The sequence below is a fragment of the Saccharothrix sabaoui genome (assembly GCF_051756985.1).
Lineage (GTDB): Bacteria > Actinomycetota > Actinomycetes > Mycobacteriales > Pseudonocardiaceae > Actinosynnema.
The window spans coordinates 32,721-56,856 of the sequence record NZ_JBPKJK010000015.1; the positions used below are offsets into that span (position 1 = coordinate 32,721).

A 24,136-nucleotide genomic window follows, 5' to 3' on the forward strand; every position below is an offset into this window, starting at 1 on the left:
AGGCCGCTGTCCGCACGCTATTCCGGTCCCCGAATAGTCCGAGAATAGGTGCCGGTCTTATTCTCGGGGAAACCGCGAAGCCTGCCCGTGCCAGGCACGGGACGGCGATCCGTGAATTCCGAGATCGAGGAGCGGCAAATGGACCCGCTTACCCGGGCGGTACTGGACGATGCTGGTCCGGACGACCTGGCGGCAGCCCCGGTACCCGCCGACTACCTGGCCGCGCACCTGCGCGAGTCCGACGCGGGGATCTTCGTCGACGCGCCTGACCGCGATGTGCGGCGCACCGTGCGAGTCGGTCGGGTACCGATGCCCGAACTGGCGCCGGACGAGGTGCTCGTGGCCGTCATGGCCGCTTCAATCAACTACAACACCGTGTGGCAGTCGACCTTCAGCCCGGTGTCCCCCTTCGACATGATGCGGAAGCTGGCCCGGGGCGGCGGGTACCTGGCCAGGCACGATCGGCCCTACCAGGTGGTGGGGTCGGACGCGGCGGGCGTCGTCGTGCGGATCGGCGACGGGGTCCGCCGCTGGCGCGTGGGCGACCACGTCGCGGTCAGCCCGGTGTACGTCGACGACCAGGACCCCGCGACGCACGCCGACGCCATGCTGAGCGAGCACAGGGCCTGGGGCTACGAAACGAACTTCGGCGGACTCGCCCACTACGCGGTCGTGCGCGCCACGCAACTGGTCCCGAAACCGGCGCACCTGACGTGGGAGGAGACCGCGTCGATCCTGTTGTGCGGCGGTACCGCCTACCGGATGCTGGTGAGCGACCGCGGAGCGCGCATCAAGCAGGGCGACGTCGTGCTGATCTGGGGTGCGGCCGGTGGGCTCGGAGCGCACGCCGTGCAGTTGGTGAACAACGCCGGAGCCATCCCCGTCGGGGTGGTCGGCTCCGACGACAAGGCTGCCCTGCTGCGACGCCTGGGCTGCGAACACGTGGTCAACCGCGCTGAGATCGGCCTGGGCCACGCCGCCACCGCCGAGGACACGGTCAGGGCGGGCAAGCGCTTGGGGAAGGCGGTGCGCGCACTGGTGGGAGAGGACCCGCACGTGGTGTTCGACCACGTCGGCCGGGCCACCTTCGGCATCTCCGTGCTGGTGGCCCGACGCGGCGGCACGATCGTCACCTGCGGCTCCACCACCGGCTACGAGCACGTGTTCGACAACCGCTACCTGTGGATGAACCTCAAACGCATCATCGGCAGCCACGGCTCGAACCTCGCCGAGGCCGACGAGGTGATGCGGCTCTACCGGCTGGGCATGCTCGCCCCGGTGGTGTCGGCCGTCTACCCCCTCGACCAGGTGGCCGAGGCCGCTCGACTGGTGCAGGTCAACGGGCACACCGGCAAGGTCGCGGTGCTCGCCCTGGCGCCGCGCGCGGGGCTCGGTGTGACCGACCCGGTGACCCGGCACCGCCTCGGCGAGGAGTGGCTCAACCCGCTGCGCCCGGCGCGGGCGGAGGTGGCGGTGTGAGCACCGGCATCCTCGGCACCGGTTCGTACCTGCCCGACAACGAGATCGGCAACGACGGCATCGCCGCGGCCGCGGGGACCACCCCCGACTGGATCATCCGCAAGACCCACATCCGGACCCGTCGCTACGCGCTGCCGCACCAGGCCACCTCCGATCTGGCCGCCGGCGCTCTGCGGGCAGCGCTCGAGCAGTCCGGCGTCCTGCCGGAGGAGCTGGACTACCTCGTCGTCGCGACGTCCACGGGCGACTCCCCGCAGCCACCCACGTCCTACCGGGTGCAGTCGGCGGTCGGGACGTGGCGGGCGGCCTGCTTCGACATGAACGTGGTGTGCAGCGGGTTCGTCTTCGCCCTCGCCGTCGCCCGGGCGCTGGTGGCGGCCAAGCCCGGTGCCCGCGCGGCCGTGGTCGCCGCCGACCTGTACTCCCGCTCCCTCAACACCGGCGACCGGCGCACCGCTGTGCTGTTCGGCGACGGCGCCGGCGCCGTCGTGGTCGGCGAGGTGCCCGACGACACCGGGTTCCTCGGGTTCGACCTGCGCAGCCGTGGTGACGCCGCCGGCCTCATCCGCGTTCCCGCGGGCGGCAGCAGACTGCCCACGAGCCACGACACCGTCGACTCCGGCGCGCACCTCGTGCACATGGAGGGACGCAGCGTCAAGGAGTTCGTCCTCGCCACCGTGCCCGACACCATCCGCGATCTGCTCAAGGAGCACGACACCGACTGGGCCGACGTCGCCCACCTCGTCCCGCACCAGCCCAACGGCCCCATGCTGGACGACCTCGTGGCGCTGCTGCCACTGCCGAACGCCGAGGTGCACCGCACCCTGGAGCGCTACGGCAACACCGGCAGCGCCGCTACGCCGATCACACTCGACGCCGCGCACCGGTCCGGCGCCATCACCCCCGGCGACCTGGTGCTGCTGTCCGCGTTCGGCGGCGGCATGGCCACGGCGTCCTGCCTGCTGCGCTGGGCCGGCCCGTGCTGACCGGGGAAGTGCGGCGCGTCGGCGTCGTCGGCTGCGGCACCATGGGCGCCGGGATCGCCGGTCTGTGCGCGGAGTCGGGGTTGGAAGTGGTGGTCGTCGTGACGAACCCAGCATCGGCGGCGCGCGGCCGGAAACGAGTCGAGGCCGGTCTCGACCGGCGGGTCGCCAAGGGCCAGCTCGACGCCGGGGACGCGGCAGCCGTCGCGGCCCGCATCGACGTCGGCCACGACTACGCGGCCCTCGCGGACTGCCACTTCGTGGTCGAAGCGGTGCAGGAGAGCGAGATCGAGAAGCTGGCCGTTCTCAAGCAGGTGTCCGCGGCGGTCGGGTCGACGGACGCGGTGGTGGCGTCCACCACCTCGTCGATCCCGATCGTGCGGCTGGCCCGGGGCCTGGAGCACCCCGAGCGGTTCATCGGGGTGCACTTCTTCAACCCCGTCCCCTCCATGCCACTGGTCGAGCTGACCGCCTGCCTGCTCACCGACGACCGGACCAGGCTCCGCACCGAATCGTTCGTCACCGACGTGCTCCGCAAGCGGGTCATCTGGTCCCGGGACCGGGCGGGGTTCGTCGTCAACGCCCTGCTCGTGCCCTACCTGCTCGCGGCTGTCCGGATGGTCGAGTCCGGCGCGGCGGACGCGGAGACCGTCGACGCGGGTATGGAGCTGGGCTGCGCCCACCCGATGGGTCCTCTGCGGCTCATCGACCTGATCGGCCTCGACGTCGTCGCGGCCGTCGGGTGCGCGCTCTACGACGAGTTCAAGGAACCGCTCTACGCCCCGCCGCCGCTGCTGTCGCGAATGGTCGACGCGGGACGACTGGGCAGGAAGGCCGGTCACGGCTTTTACCGGTACGGGTGACACGAGGCTTTCCCGCACCCGGTGGGCACCGCCCGCCCACCGGGTGCGACAGCCGATACCCCGGGACGACCGCCGCGCGTGACCGCACCCATCCCCTCCTGCCGCTGCCTGCCCCGAGCGTGGCGGCGGACGTCGCTCGACGCCACGCCGCCCGCCGATCGGCAGGCGCCACGTCGGCGCGCGTGTGCCGCGACGGTGCGGCCCGCCTGCTCCCGACAGCAGCGGACCGGGTTGTCCACGTGTGGCTCCGGAACAGCGGGCCCGGAGCACGTTCGTCCCCGCACCGGCTCGACGCCGGGCTCAGGCGGTCCAGCGCAGGGCCGAGTCGTCAGTGAGGATCTGCGCGGCCACACGGCGCAACTCCGCGCTCGGCTCGAGGCCGAACTCGTCCACCAGTTCACGACGACCCCGGTGGAAGACCTCCAGGGCCTCCGCCTGCCTGCCGGAGCGGTAGAGCGCCAGCATGAGCTGAACCCGGCTGCGCTCCCGCAGCGGGTGATCGATGACCCGCTCCATCAGTTCGCCGACGAGCCGACGGTGCAACCCCAACCGCAATTCCCAGTCGGCGCAACGTTCCCACGCGTCCAACCGCTCCTCGTTCAACCTGGTGGCCCTGGTGGCCAAGGCGGGGGTGGGCACATCGTCCAGAGCGGCCCCGCGCCACAGCCGCAGGGCCCGCCGTTGGACCGCTACCGCCTCGTCGAGCAGGTTGCTCTCGGCCAGGTGGCCCGCCTGCACCGTCAAGTCCACGAACAGCCGGACGTCGACCTGATCCGGAGAAACCGTGATCGCGTATCCGCCCGGCTCGCTGACCAGGAGGTGCGCCGCGTCCGCCCCCGCCAGGAGGCGCCGCAGCCTGGACACGCAGATGTGGATCTGGGCGCGCGCGGTGGCGGGCGGCGACTCCCCCCACAGCACGTCGATCAACCGCTCGCTGCTGACCAGCCGGTTCGCGTCCAGCACCAGCGCCGCCAGCAGCGTCCGCTGCCGCAGCGCGGGGACCTGCACCACCTTCCCGGCGTGGACCACCCTGGTCGCCCCCAACACCTCGAACCGAACGGTGCCGGTGCTCGCACCGCCGGTGCGCCGCCCCGGCATCGCGGAGCCCGCCCTGGTCGCCCCCATGCTTCCTGCCCTCCTGCGAAATCGCCGGCACTCGCCCGTCCACATCGTGAACTCGCCCCCTACCGCACCGGTACCCGGCTCCTACCTGTGGCCCTGCGCTCGCACGGACGGTGCCGTCCAGGGCCGCGGCCACCGTTCCTGTCGTCGGTCTTCTGGCGGGTGCGGAACTCGTCGGACCGCCGGCGATCGGGCGAACTCCTGCCCGGCTCCCCGCGGATCGCGTAGCCGGAGCTGATGCGGCGCACCTGTGCGCTTCGCGAATCCTGAGTAGGGTGCGGTGCCGGAGACCTTGTCGATCGGAGGCCCGTTCATGAGCCGAGCGCGCGCCGCCGCCGAGTGGATCACGGGGACCCTGCCTCGACTGCTGGAGCGGCACGAGGTGCCCGGTGCCCAGGTGGCGGTGCTGGCGGACGGCCAGGTCGGAGGTGCCGCCGCCGGTGTGCTGGACACCGCGACGGGCGCACCGGTCACGGACGACGCGCTGTTCCGGATCGGCTCGATCACCAAGGTGTGGACGGCGACCTTGGTGCAGCAACTCGTCAACGAAGGTCTGCTCGACCTGGACCGGCCGGTGCGTGACCACCTGGTCGACTTCCGGCTCGCCGATCGGTCCGCCGGCGAGACCGTGACGGCCAGGCAGCTGCTCAGCCACACCGCGGGTTTCGAAGGAGACCTGTTCGCCGACACCGGCACCGGTGACGACGCCATCGAGAAGTACGTGGCCGGTCTCGCCGACGCACGTCAGGTGTTCCCACCCGGCGAGCGGTTCTCGTACTGCAACAGCGGTTACGTGGTGCTCGGTCGCCTGGTCGAGACGTTGCGGGACGAGCCGTTCAACGCGGTGCTGCGCGAGCGCCTGATCGATCCGCTCGGACTGGCCAACGTCGCGACCTCACCCGACGAGGCGATCCTCCGACGTCCCGCCGCAGGACACGTCCGCTCCGCGTCGAACGGCACGGTCAAGCCGGTCCGGGAGCTGTCGATGGGGGCTTCCACCGCCCCGGCGGGCGCACTGCTCGCGATGAACGCGCGTGACCTGCTCGGCCTCGTTCGGATGCACCTGGAACACGCCGATCTCGACGCGATGCGGGAGCCCCAGGTCGCGGTCCCCGACCTGGGGCTGATCAGCGGCCACTGGGCGCTGGGCTGGGCACTGCCCGATTACGGGGGGCCACTCGTGCTCGGCCACACCGGCTGGACGGCCGGGCAGCGCTCGTTCCTGCGCGTGGTGCCCGACGCGGGTGTGGCGGTGGCGATGCTGACCAACGGTGGGGACGTGTACCCGGTGTTCACCGAGGTGTTCGGTCACCTGCTCGGCGAACTGGGCGGGGTGGTTCAACCCGACTTGCCCGTCCCACCGGAAGTTCCGCAGCCCGTCGACGCCGGCCGGGTCACGGGAACGTACCGGTCGCCCGTTGCCGACAACGTGGTGCACGTCGACGCGGACGGACGCGCCTGGCTGCGCATCTCGCCCCACACCGCGCCCGCCGATCCGGACACCTTCGCGGCGGACGCGCGCGAAGTGGTCGCGCTGGATCGGGACAGGTTGATCACGGTGGCTCGCGAGGAGGGGGCGCACTCCGTGATAGGTCTCGTCGACGACGTCGAGAACGGCCTTGTCGAGTACCTGCACACCAGTCGTGTGATCCCCCGAGTGCGCGAGTGAGCAAGCCGGCCGACACGGCGCGTCGTGGGCGGGCGTCGATCACCTCACGCCGAGGTCCGACTCCAGCTCCGCGAGGTCACGGTTGACGGCGATCATGATCCGGACCGTGGTGCAACCCAACTGGTGGTTGACCCGGATCATGTGCTCGTTGCCGGCGCCGGTGGTCGTGTAGATCCGGTCCAGGTCCGGGCGATCGGCCAGCAGCCAGCGGATGAGGTGCGCCTTGATGCACCGACCCAGCCCGTGCCCCCGGTGCGGCGCCGACACCGCGGTGTCACGCTGGAAGCCCCAGAACGGCCGGTGGGGGTGCAGTTCGAGTTCGGTCAGCCCGGCGACTTCACCGGTGTCCTCGTGCACGGCGACGACCGCCCGCAGCTCGATGTTGTTCTGCCGCAGCTCAGCCTCACGCGCCCGAACTCGATCGGGGGTCCACTCGGGCTCCTGGTAGCCCAGTTCACCCGACGGCGCGTCGTGCATGGCATTGCGAGCGGCGGCGAAGGACGCGATGAGATCCGCGGGCACGACGCCCTCCCAGCGCTGCAGGCGATAACCGGCGGGAGCATCGTCCTGCCACAGGGCTCTGTCGGTTCCGGGGATCACCAGCACCTGCGTCAGCACGGTGTGCACAGGTCGGAAGTTCAGCTCGCGGGCCCACCGCTCACCGTCACTGCCCTTGGTGATCTGCCAGGTCTCGACCACGCGGCGACCACGGGCGCGCAGCTCCGGGACGACGGCCTTCAGGATCGCGGTGCCGATCCCCCTGCGCCGCACCCGTGGGTGGACGACGACCTCCGTCAGCCCGATGTGGCTGCTCTCCTCTTCCAGGAAGTAGACGATCGCGAGTCCCACGACCTCGTCATCCAGGCGCGCGACCCAGTAGACCACCGGCCCGAATCCGACGAAAGGGTTCTCCAAGCGGCCCACGACATCCGCGTACGTCAACCGAGGCTCATCAGGGCGGTCGGTGTCCGACCTCGCCAGCATCACCTCGTAGTACCCGCGGAGATCGCTCTCGGTGGCGCGCGCGGGGTCGAATCGCTCGACTTCAAGACCTGCTGTCACGGGTTCCCTTCCTTGGTCGCGGCGCTGGGCTGCTCGGCGCGCCGCTCGGACGTCACGGACGCGGTGCTGATGACCAGCACCGCGATCATGACCATGCCGAAGCTCGGCAGGCTCATGAAGAACATGATCCCCAGGTGGAGCCCGCACCCGAGCACCAGGGCGACCAACCGGTGCTTTCGCCGCCCCAGGGTCAACAGCGCCAGCACCACCTGGACGCCGACCACCGACCACGAGAGGAGGGCGACGAGCCAGTAGGAGTCCATCACCGGCGAGAGGAGGTCGCGAACCGGCGCCGGGAACCCGTACTGGGGGTGGTTCGCCACGATGGACAACGCGGCGCCGTGCCGCCACAGGGGGTCCATCAGCTTGGCGGTCACCGCGCCGAGGTAGATCAGGCAGAGCTGCCCGCGCAGACCGAGGTGAGCGGCGAACGCGCTGCCCCGCCACGACGGTGCGAGGGGGCGGAGCGGGCGCTGCCAGTGCGATGCCCGGTCGTCACCCAAGCACATCGGGATGAGCAGCATCGTGGCGACCTGCGCGATCGCGTCCCCTCCGTTGGCCATCTCCATCGCCGCCGCGAGGCTGAACGAGACGTACCAGTGCGGCACGCAGGTCCATCGCGGGCTCAGCCCGACCAGGACGAGCACCAGCACCGCGACTGCGATGGCCCGGCTGACCAGGAGACCGGACTCGGTCGGCCCCGTCAGGCACCACAGCGAGGCCGCACGCACACCTGTGCACCGCATGCCGTCCGGCAACTCCGCAGTGCGGATGAACAGCTCTGAATTCGAGCTGAAGAGGATCGTGAGCAGGCCGGCGGTGGCCAACAGGCTGCGGCCGACCGCGAGGGGCGTCCCCCGCAGCTCTGCTTGCTCGATCGCGCGGGCCAGTCGTCCCGCCACCCTGCTCACGTCCGGCACCGGAGGTCCACGAACGCGATGCGGAACACCTGCCTGGGCTGCTCCGGAAGTCGACGGGCGACCAGCGCCGACGGGCGTTCCACCGCGATGGCGAGCTGCCCGCACAACACCGGGCTCTCAGCTCGGTTTTCCCCCCGGTAAGGTTCTACGCCGTTCCGCATGCGGCCGCAATCAACGGCCTCCGATTCGTCACACGGCAACCAGTATTCGTCCGGTATCCGGCGCGCGACCGCGCGCAGCTCCGCCGACTCCGCATATCCGGCTCGACTGAGTCCCCAGGACCACGTGTCCCATTGCCGTCGTTCGGTCAACTCGCCCAGCCGCGGGCTACCGGGGACAACCCGGTAGCCCACGAGCAGGTCCCTGTCAAGATCCACGAAGAACGTCCAACGCTGCGGCCAGACCTCAAGATAGCCGGTGAGCCGATCACGCAGCCCGGCGACGTCCAACGCGGCGAGCCAGGTGATCACGAGGCTGGTCACCAGCACCGTCGCCGTCAACGCGAATCCGTGCACCCCGCGCGCGGCATCCCCCTGGAGCTGAACTACCCGTCTCACCAGCGGCACCTTCGCGGCTCACGTGCCTTGACTGCACACTTCCTGACCGGTGCCCCCGTTCACCACGCTGTTGTCCGCGTACGGCTTGTCACCCACTTCGGCCGACGAACCACCTGCTGTCACCACCACGACGAACACGGCGGCGGACAGCGCGAACCCGAGCGAAAACGCCTTCTTCACAACAAATCCCCCATGGGCAAAGTCATCGACGTAGTGCCGCAGGTCCAACTGCGTTGGCGGACCTCGACCTCCGCCACTGTGGCATCATGGACTACCGGACCGCTATCGAGTCCCTACTCGCTGTGCCCGCTTGTCTCGATCGATCGAGTCAGACCAGGGGGTGTCGTCACATTGGAGTTTCGGGTCCTGGGACCTTTGGAAGTCCGCTCCGGCGGAGAAATGGTCCACATCGGCGGAGCACGGCAACAGCGGCTCCTCGCGCTACTGCTGCTGGCCGGCAACCGGGTCGTTCCAGTCGAGCGCCTCGTCGACGAGCTGTGGAGCAGTCCTCCCCAGTCCGCCCGCCAGCAGATCCACAACGCCGTCGCAGGCCTTCGGCGCGCATTGGTAGAGCACTCCCCGGACGTGCACATCCGGTGGACCGAGGCCGGCTACCGGCTCGAAGCCCTGGAGGTGTCGATCGACGTCGACCGGTTCCTGGTTCTCCTCGACGAGGCCAGGCGTGCCGAGGCCCAGGAGCGGTTGGCCGAGGCGGTGGCCGCGCTGCGCGCCGCGCTCGGCATCTGGCGGGGAGACGCGCTGGCCGGGCTCGGCGGCACGACGATCGAGAGCGCGGCCGCCGGGCTGCACGAGCAACGGCTCAGCGCGGTCGAGAGCATGATGTCCCTCCGCCTGCGGACCGGCGAGACCGGTTCAGTGGTCGGCGAGCTCCGACAGCTCGTCACCGAGCACCCGCTGCGTGATTCGCTGCGCATCAGCCTGATGCAGGCCCTCCACCGCAGCGGACGACAGGCTGACGCGCTGGCCGTGTACGACGACGGCAGGAGGATGCTGGCCGACGACCTCGGGCTCGACCCGAGTCCGGAACTGCGACAGGTACACGCCACTGTGCTGCGCGGCACGCCGGCGCCTGTACCCGCGGCCGCGGCCGTGCCGACCGAATCCGACGAGGACCCATCTCGGCAGCGGACCGTCCGGTCCTACTTGCCCCACGACATCAGCGACTTCTCCGGCCGGTCGGCGGAACTCCTGCACCTGCGCGACGCCACGCAGGCCACGTCGCCGACCGCGATCACCATCTCCGCGGTCGACGGCATGGGCGGGGTCGGCAAGACGACACTGGCAGTCCACCTGGCACACCAGGTCGCGGGTGACTACCCCGAGGGCCACTACTTCATCGACCTGCGCGGTTTCACGGCCGGGATGAACCCCGTGTCCCCGGAGCAGGCACTGGACATGTTACTGGGCGACAGCGGGGTGCCCCCCGAACTCATACCATCCACAATAGACAGCCGAAGTGCGCTCTGGCGCTCGCGGATGGCCGGTCAGCGAATATTGTTGATCATAGACAACGCCGTCAACGCCGCACACGTGCGGCCGCTGTTACCCGGAGCGGCGGGCGCGCTCGTGGTGGTCACCAGCCGCAGGAAGCTCACGGCGCTCGAAGGCGCGCTGCCCATCTCCCTCGACGTGCTGCCGCACGAAGACGCGATCACCCTCTTCGAGAAGATCGCCGGCGCGGGGCGCGTGGCGGCGGAACGCGATGCCGTCGCCACTGCCGTCGAGTTGTGCGGCAGGTTGCCGCTGGCCATCCGGATCGCCGCCGCACGCCTGCGGGATCGCACGGGGTGGACCGTCGCGGAGCTGGTGAACCGACTGCGGAACCACGCACAGCGCGTCAGGTTCCTCGAAATCGACGACCGCGGCGTCATGGCGGCGCTCAGGGTGTCGTACCGCTACCTGTCGCCGCCGCAACAACGGTTGTTCCGGCTGCTCAGCCTCCACCCGGGCGGTGACTTCGACGCCTACAGCGCCGCCGCCCTCGCGGGCCTGCCGTTGGACGAGGTCGAGCAGCACCTCGACTCGTTGTTCGACGACAACCTGCTCAAGCAGAGCATCGCCGGGCGCTTCTACTTCCACGACTTGATCCGCGACTGCGCCCGTCAGCTGCTTTCCGACCAGGACGACGGCACTGAGCAGCACGCCGCCCTCGGTCGGCTCCTCGACTACTACCTGCACGCGGCGCACGTGTGGTGTCGTCACCACCACAACGCCATCCACCGCGAGGCACCCAAGGTGGAACACGTGCCCGATCAGCTCCCAGCGGTGTCCACCGCCCAGGAGGCGGTCGAACTCCTCGGCGTGGAGTACTCCAACCTCGTCGCGGTCGCCCGGTTCGCCGCGGACAACGACTGGCACCGGCACGCATGGCAGCTGGTGTGCGCTCTGCAACCCATGCTCAAGCTGCACAACTACGGTGAGCCGTCGTACGACTTGTTCGAGGGTGGAGCACGAGCGGCCCGGGAATCCGGTGACGCGCACGGCGAGTCGGCCTGCCTGCAGGGACTGGCGGCCGTCTGCCGCGATCACCGGTCCATTGCCGAAGCCCGGGAACACATCGAGCGGGCTCTCAAGTTGAGCAGGCAGATCGGCGCCTCCGAGGGCGAGACCGCGCAGCTGATCGACCTCGGCAACCTCTTCCTGCACGAAGACCGGCTCCAGGAAGCCAGGGACATCTTCCTCCAAGCCGAGCCCCTGACCGCACGGGCCCCGAACGCGTTCCTGAGCCTCGCGGTGGCGAACAACCTGGGCGTCATCTGCCGGGATCTGGGGGACTTCGACCAGGCGCTGCACCACCTGCGGCGGGCCGAGGCGCTGCTCACCGCCGAGGACGCGCGGTCGGCGCAGTTCATCTCGTGGTGCATCGGGTCGGTCCTCCACGCCATGGGGGCCCACGAAGAGGCTCGGCGGGAGTTCACGCGCGGTTTGCGGATGAGCAGGACATCCGGGAGTTCCCACGGTGAAGCGTTCGCGCTGCAGGGTCTCTGCGGTGTGAACCGATCGCTGGGCAACCTCACCGAGTCGCTCGACCAGGGGAGGCGAGCGCTGACCACCGCCCGGCGGTTCGAACTGCGGGTCGTCGAGTGCGAGGTGATGAACTGCCTCGGTGAGACCACCTTCGCCATGGGGGACCTCGACCGTGCCAAGCGGACGTTCGAGCTGGCGATGGAGGCCGCCGACCGGTTCGGCATCGCCCGCTACCGAGCACGTGCGCTGGAGGGCCTGGCCCACGTCGCGTTCACCCGTGGTCGGCTGCCGGAGGCCCGGCGGTACTGGAAGCAGGTGATGAGCACCTACCCGGACGGCATGGTCGACGTCGAGTACGCACACCGTCACCTGGCGGCTCTCGACGACAAGGCGGTTGTCTGCTTCCGTTGCGAGGGAGCGAGCCGGCCACCTGCCGATCCCCGGAACTGACCGGCGGCACGGCGTCGGACCGGTTCGACGCCGTGCCGGTGTCACACCTCCCCGCGGCACACGTGCCTCGCCCATCCCGGCTGGTGCCACCAGTGCTCGGGACCTGCATCGGCGTGGCGGTGCTGAAGCACAGGTCAGACACCGTGGCCGACTATCGGCAATTCTCGGCAGGTACAGGGCATCAGGGTGCACGATTCGCCGATCGGAAGGTGGTGTCGACCGCCCGGATTGTCGGGGTGGCCTGGTAGACAGTGGGACATGTTCCGCGACTTCAACTTCAAGCTGCTGGTCATCGACAAGCTCATGTACCAGGACAAGGTGATCCAGCCCCGTTTCCGGATCGCCGACGTCCTCCACGCCAAGGGCGCCACCGGCGACCTGTGGAAGTACCTGCACCAACAGGACCTGCTGCACACCGTCCTCGAAGAAGCCCGCCAGTACTTCACCGACCTGGAGATCACCCCCGAGCAGCTGGCCACCGTGGACGAACTCACCACCGACGGCGGCTTGGAGATCCACCACCAGTGCTCGCCTTTCTGGGACGGGGAGGACGACCTCTTCGACGTCACCTCACTGGACGACCTCGACCTGCTGCCCAACCTCCGCGTGATCCACGGCGGCGACGAGGCCATGATGGCCGCCCCCGACGCCGAGACCACCCTCAAAGCCCGCGGAATCGCCGTGGGCTGAACACCCGCGTCCACCGCCACCGCTCAACAGCCCCCGCGCCCCCCGCAGGAGAACTCCCCGAAGGCTTCCCTCCTCCCCCGACGGCAACGACGGGGCATCCTCGACGGGTACCGCCCCCGCCTGGCACACCGCCGCACCCGACGCCATCACCACCTACGCCATCACCCTCACCGGCCTCTGGCACCGCCGCACCCGACTACGCCCCACCCCCACCGGCCACCACCTCACCACCGCAGCGACCACCTGGCTCCACCACCGACTCGCCCCACCCTCCCCGACCGGGTGATCGCCAAGGGGCGTAAAGAAACCAGGGCACGAAGGTGTCGTCGTGGTACTGGATCGGGGCGCCGTCGCTGTACTCGCCGACCGCCGGCCGGTCCATTCCGCTGCTGGGTGCGTTGTGGTGTCGGGCAGGGACGGGGTAGTGCTCCGCCGCCTCCCGCGCCCCACCCGCCGCCGATCATCGCTTGCCGCCCGACCCCGCCGGCCACCACGACCCGCCCGGGCCCCGGGCGACGCGGGCAGCGGGGACGCGGTGGCGGGGCCACCCGAAGCTCGATCGGTCACGACTTCGACCGGATCCCGCTGCCTCCGCCGCTTCGCTGGGCCGATCGGATGAACGTCTGCGTACTGGGCGGCGTTCGCACGTCTACCGGGTGAAGGGCCGGTAGCACCACACGCCGCCGCAGTCCTTCGAGGAGGTCACCGAAGAACGCTCCGCTGTCGTTGCCCGTCCCCTCCGGACGAGTGCGGCACCCTTCCGAACGAGGAGAGAACATGCGTTGGTGGAGAAGTCCACGAGCCGCCGCCGCTGCCGTTGTCACGGCGGTATCGGTCCTGTTGTCCGTGACCCTGGCGGCCCCTTCGGCGGTGGCCGCCCAGGGTTGCGCCACCTTCCCGTCGTTCTGCGCGTGGGACCAGTCCTTCATGCAGGGCAACGTCCGCAACGTGACGAACCCGGCCCCGGAGATCTGCTACGACCTCAACGGGCCGCGGCGGTCGTTCGTGAACGACACCGGGTACACGGCCGTCGTCTTCGAGGACTCGACGTGCGGCCTGTTGTCGGTGTCCGCCGTGATCATCCCGCGCGGGTACATGAACGAGATCCTCCCGATCCAGAGCGTCCTCTTCCTTCCCGTCTGACCCGACCGCCCCGGGTGACCGGGGCACGTCGACCGTCCGCTCGACATCGATGCAAGACCGATCAAGGAGGTTGTGATGTCCGTTCACACGTCCCTTCCCGCGGTGGCCACCGCCGAGGAGCAGAGCGCGGTGGAGGCCCTGATGGTGGAGCCCGAAGCCGGTGTCAGCGACGCGCCGCGCTACGTCGAGATCCCGCAGGCGCTGGCGCTGCTCAAGCTCAAGCTCTCGCCGCCGCTGCCCAAGGACTCGAAGCGCTAGAAGGGCTCCTGCCCTGAACCGCCAGGGCGGGCCCGGAGCCGAGCAGAAGGGTTGTTGGTACCGGTGAACAGTGGACGATTGCACGTGTCGCTGATGGACGCGGCGGCGGAGGTCGCCGACCGCGTCCTGAACTCCGTGGACGGCGATGGGGAAATCGGGCTCGCCGACTACGTGAACACCGGTGCGGACGCGACGATCGCCCTGGGGGCGGTCCGGCTGATCGGTGCGGACGTCTTCGCTCCGCACCTGCTGCTGGGCCGCCCCGTGCACCGCGACGACGTGGCGGTCGTAGCGCGCTCCTTCGTGGTCTTCCCCCCGGCCCGGCGGACCACCACCCGGCAACAGCGGGTTGCGGCGTGGCGGGACTGGGCGGCGGGTCGACTGGTGGCCCGCGCCGGCGAGGCATCGCCCGCGGGATCGGACGTCGCCCCGACGCCGGAGACGGCCGCGGCGCTGCTCGACGGCGCGAAGACCTGGCAGGAGTGGTCGGCGAACGCGGCGCAGCTGTCCCCGCTGGCGTTGCCGGGCGTGGGCGGCCCGATCACGGCGGCGGTGCTCGAAGGGACACGCCCGCTCGCGCAGGGGGTCACCCGGGCGGTGCTGCGCCGGGACTTCGTCACCGCGGCGCGGTTGCTCCGGTGGGTGGCGTTGTCGAGCAGCAACGGCCTGAGACAGCCACTGGACGCGGCCCTGCTCGTCGAGCGCATCCGGTTGTACGGCGGCACCGGGTCGCGGCTGTCGCTCGACCTGGCCATCTCCCGCCGACTGCTCCGATCGGAACCGGCATGACGACCCCGCTGATCCCGATCGCCCACAACGTCGCCCACCGCGCCCTGACGTACCTGCACGACCACCAGGGCGCCGACATCTTCCCGGACGACATCCCGGTCGAGCCGGACGACCCCGACACCGTCTACAAACCCGTCTCCGAGATCGGCATGGCCGCGGCCCTGGTGCTGCGCGAGGGGGTTGGCGGCACCGCACAGCTGCGCGCCGCCCGCGAGTTGATCGACTCCACGTGGCGGCAGCTGCGCGAGGGCGACCTGCTCTACGAACGCCAGCTGCGCAACTGCCTGCTCACCGACCCGATCGAGGTGTACTGCCACTTCACCTGCGGCGGCCACCGCCACCAGGCACTCGAACGACTGGCGGCGCACAACGCCGCGGTGCGCTCGACGCCCGAGGTGTACCCCAACCGCCGGCTCGCGGTGGCCAACGCCTACCGGACGTGCGGCATGTCCACCGACGACGATTGGGGCGCCCTGCTGCGGGCGACCTGGTTGGGGGCGACACCGCCCCCCTGGGCCATCGACTGGGACACCGCGTACAGCGTGACCCACACCGTTTTCCACGTGACCGACTGGGGCGCCAGGCCCGACGACCTGCCGCCCGACATCGTCGACTACCTCGCCACCTGGCTGCCCGTGTGGACGGACGTGTGGGCCGAGGTCGGGGACTGGGACCTCGTCGCCGAGCTGCTGATCGTGGACGCCTGCCTGCCCGAGCCGCGGTTCGACCTCGACGTGTGGACGCGGTTCGCCGCCGTGCAGCACGACGACGGCCTCGTGCCGCGCGACGGCGAGCCCGTCGACGACGACCGGGTCCGGCGCTTCTGGGACCACCACCACGCCACGGTCGTCGCGGTGGTCGCCGGCACACTGGCCGTGTCCCGGCTGCTGGGCGCCGGCCGATGCCGGTGACCGGCACGTCCGACCTGGACGAGCTCGTGCGCCCGCTGCTCTCGGCGGCGCCCGGCGCGACCGGCGCCGCGGTCGCGGCCCTGCACGGCGACCGGAGAACCCTGCTGGTGGCCGGCCACACCGCTCGGGACCGGACGCAGCCGATCACCCCGGACACCCGGTTCGAAATAGGATCGGTCACGAAGACGTTCACCGCGTTGCTGCTGGCCGAGATGGTGCGGCGCGGTGAGGTCCGCTACGACGACCCCGTCGACGACCACCTCCCGCCAGGCTGGCGACTGCGGCGTCCGGCCCCCGTCACGTTGGAGCACCTCGCCACCCACACCTCCGGCCTGCCGCTGGTACCGCTCACGACGATGCCCAGGGTGCTGCGGACCTGGTTCGCCAACCCCTACCGGGACCTGGGGCCGGCACAAATCCGAACCGGGCTGGCCCGTGCGCGGTTGCGATCGGCACCGGGTTCCCGGTTCCACTACTCCAACCTCGGCGTCGGGCTGCTCGGGTGGTCGCTGGCCGAAGCCGCCGACCTCCCGTTCGAACGCCTGCTCACCGACCGGGTCCTGCACCCCCTGGGGTTGACCGGCACCGGCAGCACCCCGACCCCCCAGGCCGTCGGGCACCGGCGCGGCAGGCCACTGCCACCGTGGCACATCCCCGGGTTGCCCGCCGCCGGAGCACTTCGCTCCACCCCGCGCGACATGCTCGACTACCTCGCCGCACACCTCACCCCCCGCGCCACACCACTGGCCTCGGCACTCGCCGACGTCACCCGCCGCCGAATCCCCTTGGCGGACAACGGTCACCTCTGCCTCGCGTGGTTCCAGCGGACGAAGCCGGACCACGACCTGCTGTTCCACTCGGGCGGAACCTGCGGGTTCACCGCCTTCACCGGGTTCAGCCCGCAAACGGGCACCGCCCTGGTGAGCCTGACCAACGCCGGTGCGACCCTGCGCGGCACGTTCATCCAACGCTCCTACGACACGCTGCGGACCCTCGCGGCGCTCAAGCCCGTACCGTGAGCGACGAGACGTGGCCGTGCTCACCGATCCGCTCCCACCCCATCACCACCTGAGGTGACCAGCGGCCGGTCCGGTTGACCACCGGCCGGTCGCGGTGGTCCTGCCCCACGTGACAAGTCGCCTCAGAGATCCCTGAAACCCGGTCGCTAGCGTGGACCGAAGCGTGTTCACACCAGTTTCGGGAGGGATTCGGTGAGAGTGGTGTTCCGGATCGTCAGATCGGTGCTCGTCCTGGCCTCGGTGCTCCTGCTGTCCCTGGTCGGCGCGTCCGTCGTCGCGTCGGCGCAGGCGGCATCGCAGACCCGGACGTGGCAGCTGGAGCAGTTCGACAGGACCAGCCGGATGTGCGTTCAGCAGGGTCCCGACGGGAGGACCCACGCCTCCTACTTCATCTTCGTGGTGAGCGGGGAGTGGACCACCGACCTCCAGTACGGGATGCGCGACCTGCCTCCCGGCTGGACCGCCACCGAGCACCACCTCCCACCGGGCTCCAACTTCCACGACCCCGACGGCTCGATCGACGTCAACGGGTTCGTCGGCGTGCAAGGGCCCGCGTCAGTGCCACTGGCGACCTACCACGCGCACATCCGGGTGTCGGACGGGACCGTGACCGAAACCCTCCCGACCGACATCGTCGTCACCACCGAGTCCTGGGTGGACTGCATGAACCGGAGGTGAGTCCCCGGCACTGGGCGCCGACAGCACTGGCTCGGCGTACCGGGGTCCGGCCGGCAGCCCCGGCCATGACTGCCTCATTCCTCCAGGTAGAGGGCCTGGCCGGGGCACAGGTGCACCGCTTCGCGGGCCTTCTCGACCAGCTCGCCCTCCGGCGTCTCGTTCAGCACGATGATCGTGCCGTCGTCCTCGCCCTGGTCGAACAGCTCGGGCTCGGTGAGCACGCACTGCCCGGCACCGACGCACCTGCCGGTGTCCGCGATGATCCTCATGACCTCTCCTCCCGAGGTGGGGGTGGTGGTTCGTCCGCTACCAGGTCACCGGGAGCCGGTACAGGCCGTAGATGTTCGCGTCGTCCTTGAACGGCAGCTCGTCCACGTCCACCGCCGGCTCCAGCGTGGGGACGCGGCGGAACAGCGTGTCGAACACGATCTGCAGCTCCATCCGGGCCAGGTTCTGCCCCAGGCACTGGTGCGGCCCGAAGCCGAACGCGACGTGGTGGCGCGCGCCACGCGCGATGTCGAGTTCGTCCGGGTTCTCGAACGCCCTCGGGTCCCGGTTGGCCGAGTAGCCGAGCGCCAGCACTCCTTCGCCGGCACGGATCAGCTGCCCGCCGACCTCCGCGTCCTCGACGCACAGCCGAGCCGTCGCCACGTCGACGATCGTGAAGTACCGCAGCATCTCCTCGACCGCGTCGAGCGTCCTGACCGGGTCGGCCTTGATCATCGCGAGCTGCTCCGGGTTCCGCAGGAACGCCACGGTCGACAGCGAGATCATGTTCGCCGTCGTCTCGTGGCCGGCCACGAGCAGCAGGAAGCCCATGTTGGCCAGCGACGCCCGCCGGTAGGTGCCGTCCGCGCGCAGCTTGACGATCTGCCGCCCGAGCAGGTCGTCCGGCGGGTCCTCCTCCTTCTCCGCGATCAGGTCGACCATGTAGTCCTGGACGGCTTGCACGGCCGCCCACCGCTCCTCGGGCGGCGTCGACTGCCTGATCACCTTCACCGTGTGCTCCTGGAAGAACTCGTGGTCGGCGTAGGGCACGCCCAGCACCTCGCAGATCACCAGCGACGGGACCGGCAGCGACAGCGCGTCCACCAGGTCAGCGGGTCGCGGCCCGGCCAGCAGCGCGTCGATCCGCTCGTCGACGATCTCCTGGATTCGCGGCCGCAGCGCCTCCAGCCGGCGCACCGTGAACTCGCCGAGCACGGCCCTGCGCGCCGGCCCGTGCTCGGGCGCGTCCATCGCGATCAGCATGCGCTCCTCGTCCGGCCGCCGGGACGCCGCCTCGCCCTCGACCAGCGCCGGGAAGTCCGGGTGCTGCCGGTCGGCGCTGAACCGCCGGTCGTTCAACACGGTTCGCACGTCCTCGTGGCGGCTGACCACCCAGGCCCACCCGCCGTCGGGCAGGCGAACCCGCGAGACCGGCTCCTCCTCGCGGATCTCCTCGTACGCCGGCGGTGGGGTGAACGGGCACGTACGGGCCATGGGGAACTCGTGCTTCCCGGCGGTGGTCATGACTTTCCTTTCCACGACGTCACGGACAGGCAGAAGAGGTCGGTCACCGGCTGTTCTCACGGGCGAAGTGCGGTTCCGCCGCCTCCAGTCGCGGTACCGGGATGCCCAGCCGCCGTGCTTCGGCCAGGGTGTCCCGGCAGACCTCACGCGGTTCCTCGGCGTCGGGGTCGGAGTGCGCCGCGAGGCTCACGCGCGCGAGCGCGACATGCGCGGTCAGCCAGGCGAGCGCTGGAGCCGTCAGCCAGGTGGGCGCCCGGAACAGCAGCACACCGCCCCGGTGGCGTCGCAGGTCGACGCCGCGCGCCTCGACGAGTGACAACAGCTCGCGGCCGGCCAGCAGCGCCTCGCGGAAGTCGCGCGTCGACCCGACCAACCCGGACAGGGAACCCAGCCGCAGGCCCTGCGAGAACATGCCGGCGTCCGACGCGAAGTGGACCCACAGCCAGCCGCGGAAGTCGGGCCGCTCCTTGAGCCGGAGCCCGGCCTCGCGGAACACCCGGCGCACGGCCAGTTCCCGCTCGGTCGGGGGCCGGCCGAGGGTGCCGAAGACCACCGACGGCAGCAGCGCCCCGTGGAGCACGCCGTCCGCGCCGAAGCCTCCACCGGCCTGGGGAAAGCCCCAGGCGACCCGGTCGGCGGGGAGGTCGCCGATCGCGGCCTGCGGCTCGGCCCAGACGTTGCCGAAGACCAGCACCGTGGCCCGGCCGACCCGCGGGGCCAGGAAGCCCGTCGCCCCCGCGAGGCGGTGGTGCGGCACGCTGAGCACGATCAGGTCGAAGTCGTGGTCCGGCTCCAGCGCCTCGCGGTAGCGCACCGGCCACTTCCCGACGACGCGCCGAGCGCGACCCCGGCGCCGCGTGTCGATCAGGTCGAGGTCCACCCCGTCCCCGTACGTCGCCGCGCGGCCCGGCCGGACGTAGAACTCGACGTCGTGCCCCGCCTGTTCCAGGACCCAGCCGTAGACGGTGGCGATCACGCCACGGCCGAACATCAGGATCTTCACGATGCACCTCGTGGGGTACGATTGATCTGGAGATCATCTCCACTTTCAACATATGGAGATAATCTCCACTTGTCAACGCGAGGAAGCGCATGACCGCCGACAAGCCGCTGCGGGCCGACGCCCGGCGCAACCGCGACGCCCTGATCGCCAAGGCACGGGAGGTCTTCGACGCCGGGGAGTTCTTCGACCTGCGCTTCGACGACTTCGCCCGCCTCGCCGGGGTGGGCACCGGCACGCTGTACCGCCACTTCCCCACCCGCGAGGCACTGGCCGAGGCGGTCTACCACGGGGAGGTCGCGGCGCTGTGCTCCCGCGCCCGCCGACTCCAGGCCACCCTGCCCGCGATGGAGGCCCTGGAGGCGTTCCTGCACGGCATGGTCGACCACATAGACGCCCACAAGGGCCTGGCCCGGACGCTGGCCACGCTCATGGCCGACCGCTCAGGCGCCCTGACCGAGGGCGGTCGGGCGCTGGAACAGGCCGTCGCCGACCTGGTGGCCGCCGCGGTGCGGAGCGGCGCCCTGCGCGACGACGTGGACGCGGGTGCCGTGGTGGTCGCACTGCACGGCATCAGCGCGGCTCATGATCGCCCCGACTGGCGGACTCAGGCCGACGGTCTCGTCACCCTCGTGCTGGACGGGCTGCGCCGCCCGCACTGACCGAGGCGACGACCCGGAGGTCACTCACCGCGCCCACGCGATCCACAGCGGTCGCGGGGAAGGCGTGACGATCACGGCCGGGCCGGCCGCCGGGCCGGGAACACCGGACCCGGCCCGTCCTAAGGTAGCCCGCAGGAGGTTCCCGTGACAGAGCAATGCAGCCCGGCCACGAGGACGAGCAGGGCGATCCGCGACGGGATCAGCACGCCCGTCCTCGCCCACGACCCGTGCTCCGGCGGCTGACGTGGACCACTCCGCGATGTCCCCCACCGAGGTCTGGGAGACCGTCGACTTCTGGGCCGGCATCCCCTGGCCGGTGTCCCGCGCCGACGCCCAGCGGAGGGCGGTCGACCGCCTCGGCTGGGTGATCGAGGTCGAGGACGGGCTGGGGTACCTGGTCAACCCGGCCTTCACCCCACCGGGGGTGTCGATGTCCGGCATCGACACCGTGTCGTCCGTGCGCTTCCGGATCACGGACGTGGTCGCGGAGGAGACACCGGCGACGAGGGCCTTCCTCGGCGACCTCTTCACGCTGGCGGTGCGCGAAGGGGCGGCCCGGCTGGGACGCCCGTCCCTCAGGCGCGACCGCGGGTGCACCGACGCGACCTGGGAGGTGGAGACCGCCCAGGTCACCATCACGCTGTTGTCGAGGTCCGTGGCGGTCCGGTTCCTCACCCCGGAAGGCAGGTGACCGGGGTGTCCGACTGGGAGGCGTTCGGCGGCGGTCTCACCGAGGCGCTGCGGGAGGTGTCCGACCGGGTCTTCCTGGTCGTCTTCTCCCGGGCCGACCCGCGGGTGTTCGTGCAGTTCGCCGGCGGCGAGCACGAGCTGCACTGCGAGGCGGCGGGGGCGCCATCCGCGGGGTACAGCCGCATGGCCGAGGCCGGGTGGACACCGCCGACCGGCATCGACCCGCCGAACTGGACCTGCTCTTCGCCACTGCCCGCGTTGACGGCGGAGTACGCCGCGATGGCGGCGCGCTGCGTGGTGGCGTTGCGCGACGTCCACGGGCTTCCGGGTCCCGACGGGCTGGCGTACAAGGCGTGGCGCGACGCGGAATGGCCGTCCGGCACGACTCCGTCCGCCGAACGCGACCCGGGCGAAAACCCGCTGGTCCTGCCGTGGCTGGACATCCCGTCCGCGCACTAGAGGTTCCTTGACCGGCTCCAACTCGGGAACGGGCATCAACGCCGCTTTTTGCGGTCCAACGGCGATCAGGGCCTGGTTGACTGCCCTCATGGACAGCGTTGCACGTGGTGCACCCGACCTCGCGCGCAACGAGCTGTCCGGGAACGTGCACGGGATGGTGCTCCAGGCCAGGAATGTCCACCTGCAGGCTCCCGTTGTGACGGCACTGGTCGGGCTGCCGCCGATCGACGCGGCGTTCACCGGCCGAGCGGTCGATCTCGCGTTGATTGCCGAGGCTTTGCACTCCACCCGCCCGGTCGTGGTGTCCACCCTCATGGGCCTGGCGGGCGTCGGCAAGACCGCGCTGGCGGTCAAGGCGGCGCACGACGCCATCGAGGCGGGCAGGTTTCCCGGAGGTGTGCTGTTCGTCGACTTGCAGGGCTACTCGCCCGCCTCGCGAGTCGAGCCCCGAACGGCTCTGTCGATCTTCCTGCACGCACTGGGCGTGCCGGTCGGACAGGTACCGGCGGAACAGGCGGCCCGCGAGGCGCTTTACCGCACCAGACTGGCCGAACACGCCGCGCCGATGCTGATCTTGTTGGACAACGCCTCATCGGTGGAGCAGGTCGTACCGCTGCTGCCCCCTGTCGCCACGCACCGGGTACTGGTGACGAGCAGGCACACGCTGGGCGGCTTGCAGGGCTCACGGAAGATCCCGCTCGACGTGCTGACCGAGGCCGACTCGGTGGCGATGCTGGACAACGTCCTGCGGGCCGCCGATCCGACCGACCGGAGGGTCGCGGATGACGTCGACACGGCGGGAGAGATCGCCACGCTGTGCGGACGACTGCCGTTGGCGTTGGGCATCATCGCCGCACTGCTGTCCGACGACCCGCAACTGCCGCTCACCGAGATGACCGGGTCGTTGCGCGAGGCGACGACAAGGCTCAACGAGCTGACCTACCACGACGATCTCGCCGTGCGCGCGGCGTTCGACCTGTCCTACGCCCGCCTCGGGGCCGCCGAAGCGCGCCTGTTCCGGCTCTCGTCGCTCAATCCCGGCAGGCAGGTCAGCACCGAGGCGGCTGCCGCACTGGCGGACCTGCCGTCACGCGAGACCGGGAAGCTGCTCAACGGGCTGCGCCGCGCCCACGTGATCGAACCGGGTGAACCGCGCGGCTGGTTCCGGTTCCACGACCTGCTGCGGCTGTACGCCGCGGATCGGGTGACGACAGACGAATCCGACGACAACAGGCAGACCGCGATCCTGCGCCTGATCGACTTCTACGTGAACGCGACCGAGCTCACCCAACGGCAACGCCCGTCGATCCGGACCCGCCACCAAGCCCACGCGTGGTTGGAGGTAGAGCGGACCAACCTCGTCGGCGCCATCGCACTCGCCCACCGGGAGGGCCACTACGACCAGGTGTTGCGGCTTGCGTTCGCGATGGGCACCTTCCTGTTCTACCGCCGCCGCCACGGAGAGGACGGGCTCGCCTCCTACGAACTGGCCCTCGACGCCGCCGCACGGCTGGACGACTCCTCCAGCCGTGCGAAGGCGCTCCGAGGCCTCGGCCGGATCCACCGCGAGATGAAGCACCACACCGCCGCGCGAGAGCGGTTCGACGCCGCCGCGGCCCTCAGCCAGGACCTCGGCGACCACCGCGGCCGGGCACGGGCGTTGCACAACCTGGGATCGCTCGCCCGACGCGAGAACGACTTCCACTCCGCGTGGAAGCACTACCACCAGGCACGAGCGGCGTACCGCGCAGCGGGTGACCGTGCGGGCGAGGCCCAGATCCACTTCAGCATGGGCATACTGGCGCGCAGCCAAGGGAAAACCGAAAAAGCGAACTCCTGTTACCAGGTCACCATCGAGATCTGCCGACAGATCGATCTGCACGACCTGGAGGGGCGGGCACACCGACGGCTCGGCCTGATGGCCGAGGACTTCGGCGACCTGCCCACCGCACGCGCCCATCTACAGCAGGCCTACGCCGCGTACACGGCAGGCGGAGAGCACCGTCGAGCCGAAAACGTTCTGCACCGATTGGAAGACATCCACTTGCCCTGACGCACAGCCTTCGAATTCACGGTACAACGGACGCACTTCCCGAGGTGCCGCGTGAGCACCGGTTGGTGACACCTGTGCGGGACCGCGGTGAACGGCGTGGTGCGCATCGGTCTCGGGACACCTGTCCGCGCGATGGGCACTTCAGTTCGACCAGGCCACCGCCCGATCCTGATGGACGT

The 24,136-nt window shown here is 70.5% G+C and carries 24 protein-coding genes; 16 read left to right on the forward strand and 8 right to left on the reverse strand.

The window, feature by feature from the left end; translation table 11 throughout:
* The first annotated feature begins 138 nt into the window (after positions 1-138).
* From ccrA to ACR807_RS07040, 3 genes are read left to right on the forward strand one after another with little or no spacing between them, the layout of a single operon-like run.
* Positions 139-1,479: a crotonyl-CoA carboxylase/reductase gene (gene ccrA / locus ACR807_RS07030; protein WP_438920396.1), complete on the forward strand. Its 1,341-nt coding sequence runs from the start codon at positions 139-141 to the stop codon at positions 1,477-1,479.
* On the forward strand, positions 1,476-2,465 hold the full coding sequence (locus ACR807_RS07035; protein ID WP_438920397.1) for a 3-oxoacyl-ACP synthase III family protein: 990 nt from the start codon (positions 1,476-1,478) through the stop codon (positions 2,463-2,465). Before ccrA ends, ACR807_RS07035 begins: the two co-directional genes overlap by 4 nt.
* Complete coding sequence (locus tag ACR807_RS07040; RefSeq protein WP_438920449.1) at positions 2,462-3,325, forward strand: 3-hydroxybutyryl-CoA dehydrogenase; 864 nt, start codon at positions 2,462-2,464, stop codon at positions 3,323-3,325. The genes ACR807_RS07035 and ACR807_RS07040 overlap by 4 nt, the downstream gene beginning before the upstream one ends.
* A gap of 300 nt (positions 3,326-3,625) precedes the next feature.
* On the opposite strand, the gene ACR807_RS07045 is transcribed toward ACR807_RS07040, so the two are convergent.
* Complete coding sequence (locus ACR807_RS07045; protein WP_438920398.1) at positions 3,626-4,450, reverse strand: AfsR/SARP family transcriptional regulator; 825 nt, start codon at positions 4,448-4,450, stop codon at positions 3,626-3,628.
* A 310-nt stretch (positions 4,451-4,760) separates the two neighbouring features.
* On the opposite strand from ACR807_RS07045, the gene ACR807_RS07050 reads away from it, so the two are divergent.
* Complete coding sequence (locus ACR807_RS07050; protein WP_438920399.1) at positions 4,761-6,116, forward strand: serine hydrolase domain-containing protein; 1,356 nt, start codon at positions 4,761-4,763, stop codon at positions 6,114-6,116.
* A gap of 39 nt (positions 6,117-6,155) precedes the next feature.
* Here ACR807_RS07050 and ACR807_RS07055 read toward each other — a convergent pair whose 3' ends face one another.
* The 4 genes from ACR807_RS07055 to ACR807_RS07070 form a co-directional block, all read right to left on the reverse strand.
* Positions 6,156-7,100, reverse strand: a complete 945-nt coding sequence (locus ACR807_RS07055; protein WP_438920450.1) for a GNAT family N-acetyltransferase — start codon at positions 7,098-7,100, stop codon at positions 6,156-6,158.
* A gap of 74 nt (positions 7,101-7,174) precedes the next feature.
* Positions 7,175-8,089 (reverse strand): HTTM domain-containing protein, encoded by a 915-nt coding sequence (locus ACR807_RS07060; RefSeq protein WP_438920400.1) that lies wholly within the window; start codon positions 8,087-8,089, stop codon positions 7,175-7,177.
* Positions 8,086-8,598 carry a hypothetical protein gene (locus ACR807_RS07065; RefSeq protein WP_438920401.1) on the reverse strand — a complete coding sequence of 171 codons (513 nt, stop codon included), beginning with the start codon at positions 8,596-8,598 and terminating at the stop codon, positions 8,086-8,088. The genes ACR807_RS07060 and ACR807_RS07065 overlap by 4 nt, the downstream gene beginning before the upstream one ends.
* A gap of 75 nt (positions 8,599-8,673) precedes the next feature.
* Positions 8,674-8,835, reverse strand: coding sequence for a hypothetical protein (locus ACR807_RS07070; protein ID WP_438920402.1), 162 nt, complete (start codon positions 8,833-8,835; stop codon positions 8,674-8,676).
* A 12-nt stretch (positions 8,836-8,847) separates the two neighbouring features.
* On the opposite strand from ACR807_RS07070, the gene ACR807_RS07075 reads away from it, so the two are divergent.
* The 8 genes from ACR807_RS07075 to ACR807_RS07110 all read left to right on the forward strand — a co-directional run bounded on the left by ACR807_RS07075 (position 8,848) and on the right by ACR807_RS07110 (position 17,581).
* Positions 8,848-12,093, forward strand: a complete 3,246-nt coding sequence (locus ACR807_RS07075; RefSeq protein ID WP_438920403.1) for an AfsR/SARP family transcriptional regulator — start codon at positions 8,848-8,850, stop codon at positions 12,091-12,093.
* Positions 12,094-12,351: 258 nt separating this feature from the next.
* Positions 12,352-12,783 (forward strand): DUF6892 domain-containing protein, encoded by a 432-nt coding sequence (locus tag ACR807_RS07080; protein ID WP_438920404.1) that lies wholly within the window; start codon positions 12,352-12,354, stop codon positions 12,781-12,783.
* 870 nt (positions 12,784-13,653) lie between these two features.
* Positions 13,654-13,926 carry a peptidase inhibitor family I36 protein gene (locus tag ACR807_RS07085; protein WP_438920405.1) on the forward strand — a complete coding sequence of 91 codons (273 nt, stop codon included), beginning with the start codon at positions 13,654-13,656 and terminating at the stop codon, positions 13,924-13,926.
* 75 nt (positions 13,927-14,001) lie between these two features.
* Positions 14,002-14,184 carry a hypothetical protein gene (locus ACR807_RS07090; protein WP_438920406.1) on the forward strand — a complete coding sequence of 61 codons (183 nt, stop codon included), beginning with the start codon at positions 14,002-14,004 and terminating at the stop codon, positions 14,182-14,184.
* Positions 14,185-14,247: 63 nt separating this feature from the next.
* The gene (locus ACR807_RS07095; protein WP_438920407.1) at positions 14,248-14,973 is read left to right on the forward strand and encodes a hypothetical protein; all 726 of its coding nucleotides are present in this window, start codon (positions 14,248-14,250) and stop codon (positions 14,971-14,973) included.
* Positions 14,970-15,884, forward strand: a complete 915-nt coding sequence (locus tag ACR807_RS07100; protein ID WP_438920408.1) for a DUF6895 family protein — start codon at positions 14,970-14,972, stop codon at positions 15,882-15,884. The genes ACR807_RS07095 and ACR807_RS07100 overlap by 4 nt, the downstream gene beginning before the upstream one ends.
* Complete coding sequence (locus tag ACR807_RS07105) at positions 15,881-16,903, forward strand: serine hydrolase domain-containing protein (RefSeq protein ID WP_438920409.1); 1,023 nt, start codon at positions 15,881-15,883, stop codon at positions 16,901-16,903. The genes ACR807_RS07100 and ACR807_RS07105 overlap by 4 nt, the downstream gene beginning before the upstream one ends.
* Before the next feature lie 192 nt (positions 16,904-17,095).
* Positions 17,096-17,581, forward strand: coding sequence for a DUF5980 family protein (locus ACR807_RS07110; protein ID WP_438920410.1), 486 nt, complete (start codon positions 17,096-17,098; stop codon positions 17,579-17,581).
* Between the two features lie 74 nt (positions 17,582-17,655).
* Here ACR807_RS07110 and ACR807_RS07115 read toward each other — a convergent pair whose 3' ends face one another.
* Genes ACR807_RS07115 through ACR807_RS07125 form a run of 3 tightly spaced genes read right to left on the reverse strand, consistent with a single transcriptional unit; the run spans position 17,656 to position 20,096 of the window.
* Entirely contained in the window at positions 17,656-17,850 is a 195-nt protein-coding gene (locus ACR807_RS07115) for a ferredoxin (RefSeq protein ID WP_438920411.1), read from the reverse strand.
* A gap of 37 nt (positions 17,851-17,887) precedes the next feature.
* The gene (locus tag ACR807_RS07120; protein WP_438920412.1) at positions 17,888-19,093 is read right to left on the reverse strand and encodes a cytochrome P450; all 1,206 of its coding nucleotides are present in this window, start codon (positions 19,091-19,093) and stop codon (positions 17,888-17,890) included.
* A 43-nt stretch (positions 19,094-19,136) separates the two neighbouring features.
* The gene (locus tag ACR807_RS07125) at positions 19,137-20,096 is read right to left on the reverse strand and encodes a ketopantoate reductase family protein (protein WP_438920413.1); all 960 of its coding nucleotides are present in this window, start codon (positions 20,094-20,096) and stop codon (positions 19,137-19,139) included.
* A gap of 89 nt (positions 20,097-20,185) precedes the next feature.
* Between ACR807_RS07125 and ACR807_RS07130 the strand changes: the two genes are divergently transcribed.
* The 4 genes from ACR807_RS07130 to ACR807_RS07145 all read left to right on the forward strand — a co-directional run bounded on the left by ACR807_RS07130 (position 20,186) and on the right by ACR807_RS07145 (position 23,957).
* On the forward strand, positions 20,186-20,755 hold the full coding sequence (locus ACR807_RS07130; RefSeq protein WP_438920414.1) for a TetR/AcrR family transcriptional regulator: 570 nt from the start codon (positions 20,186-20,188) through the stop codon (positions 20,753-20,755).
* Positions 20,756-21,014: 259 nt separating this feature from the next.
* Entirely contained in the window at positions 21,015-21,446 is a 432-nt protein-coding gene (locus tag ACR807_RS07135) for a DUF6301 family protein (protein ID WP_438920415.1), read from the forward strand.
* A gap of 5 nt (positions 21,447-21,451) precedes the next feature.
* On the forward strand, positions 21,452-21,904 hold the full coding sequence (locus ACR807_RS07140; RefSeq protein ID WP_438920416.1) for a TY-Chap domain-containing protein: 453 nt from the start codon (positions 21,452-21,454) through the stop codon (positions 21,902-21,904).
* Between the two features lie 7 nt (positions 21,905-21,911).
* On the forward strand, positions 21,912-23,957 hold the full coding sequence (locus ACR807_RS07145) for an ATP-binding protein (protein WP_438920417.1): 2,046 nt from the start codon (positions 21,912-21,914) through the stop codon (positions 23,955-23,957).
* Positions 23,958-24,136: the final 179 nt, after the last annotated feature.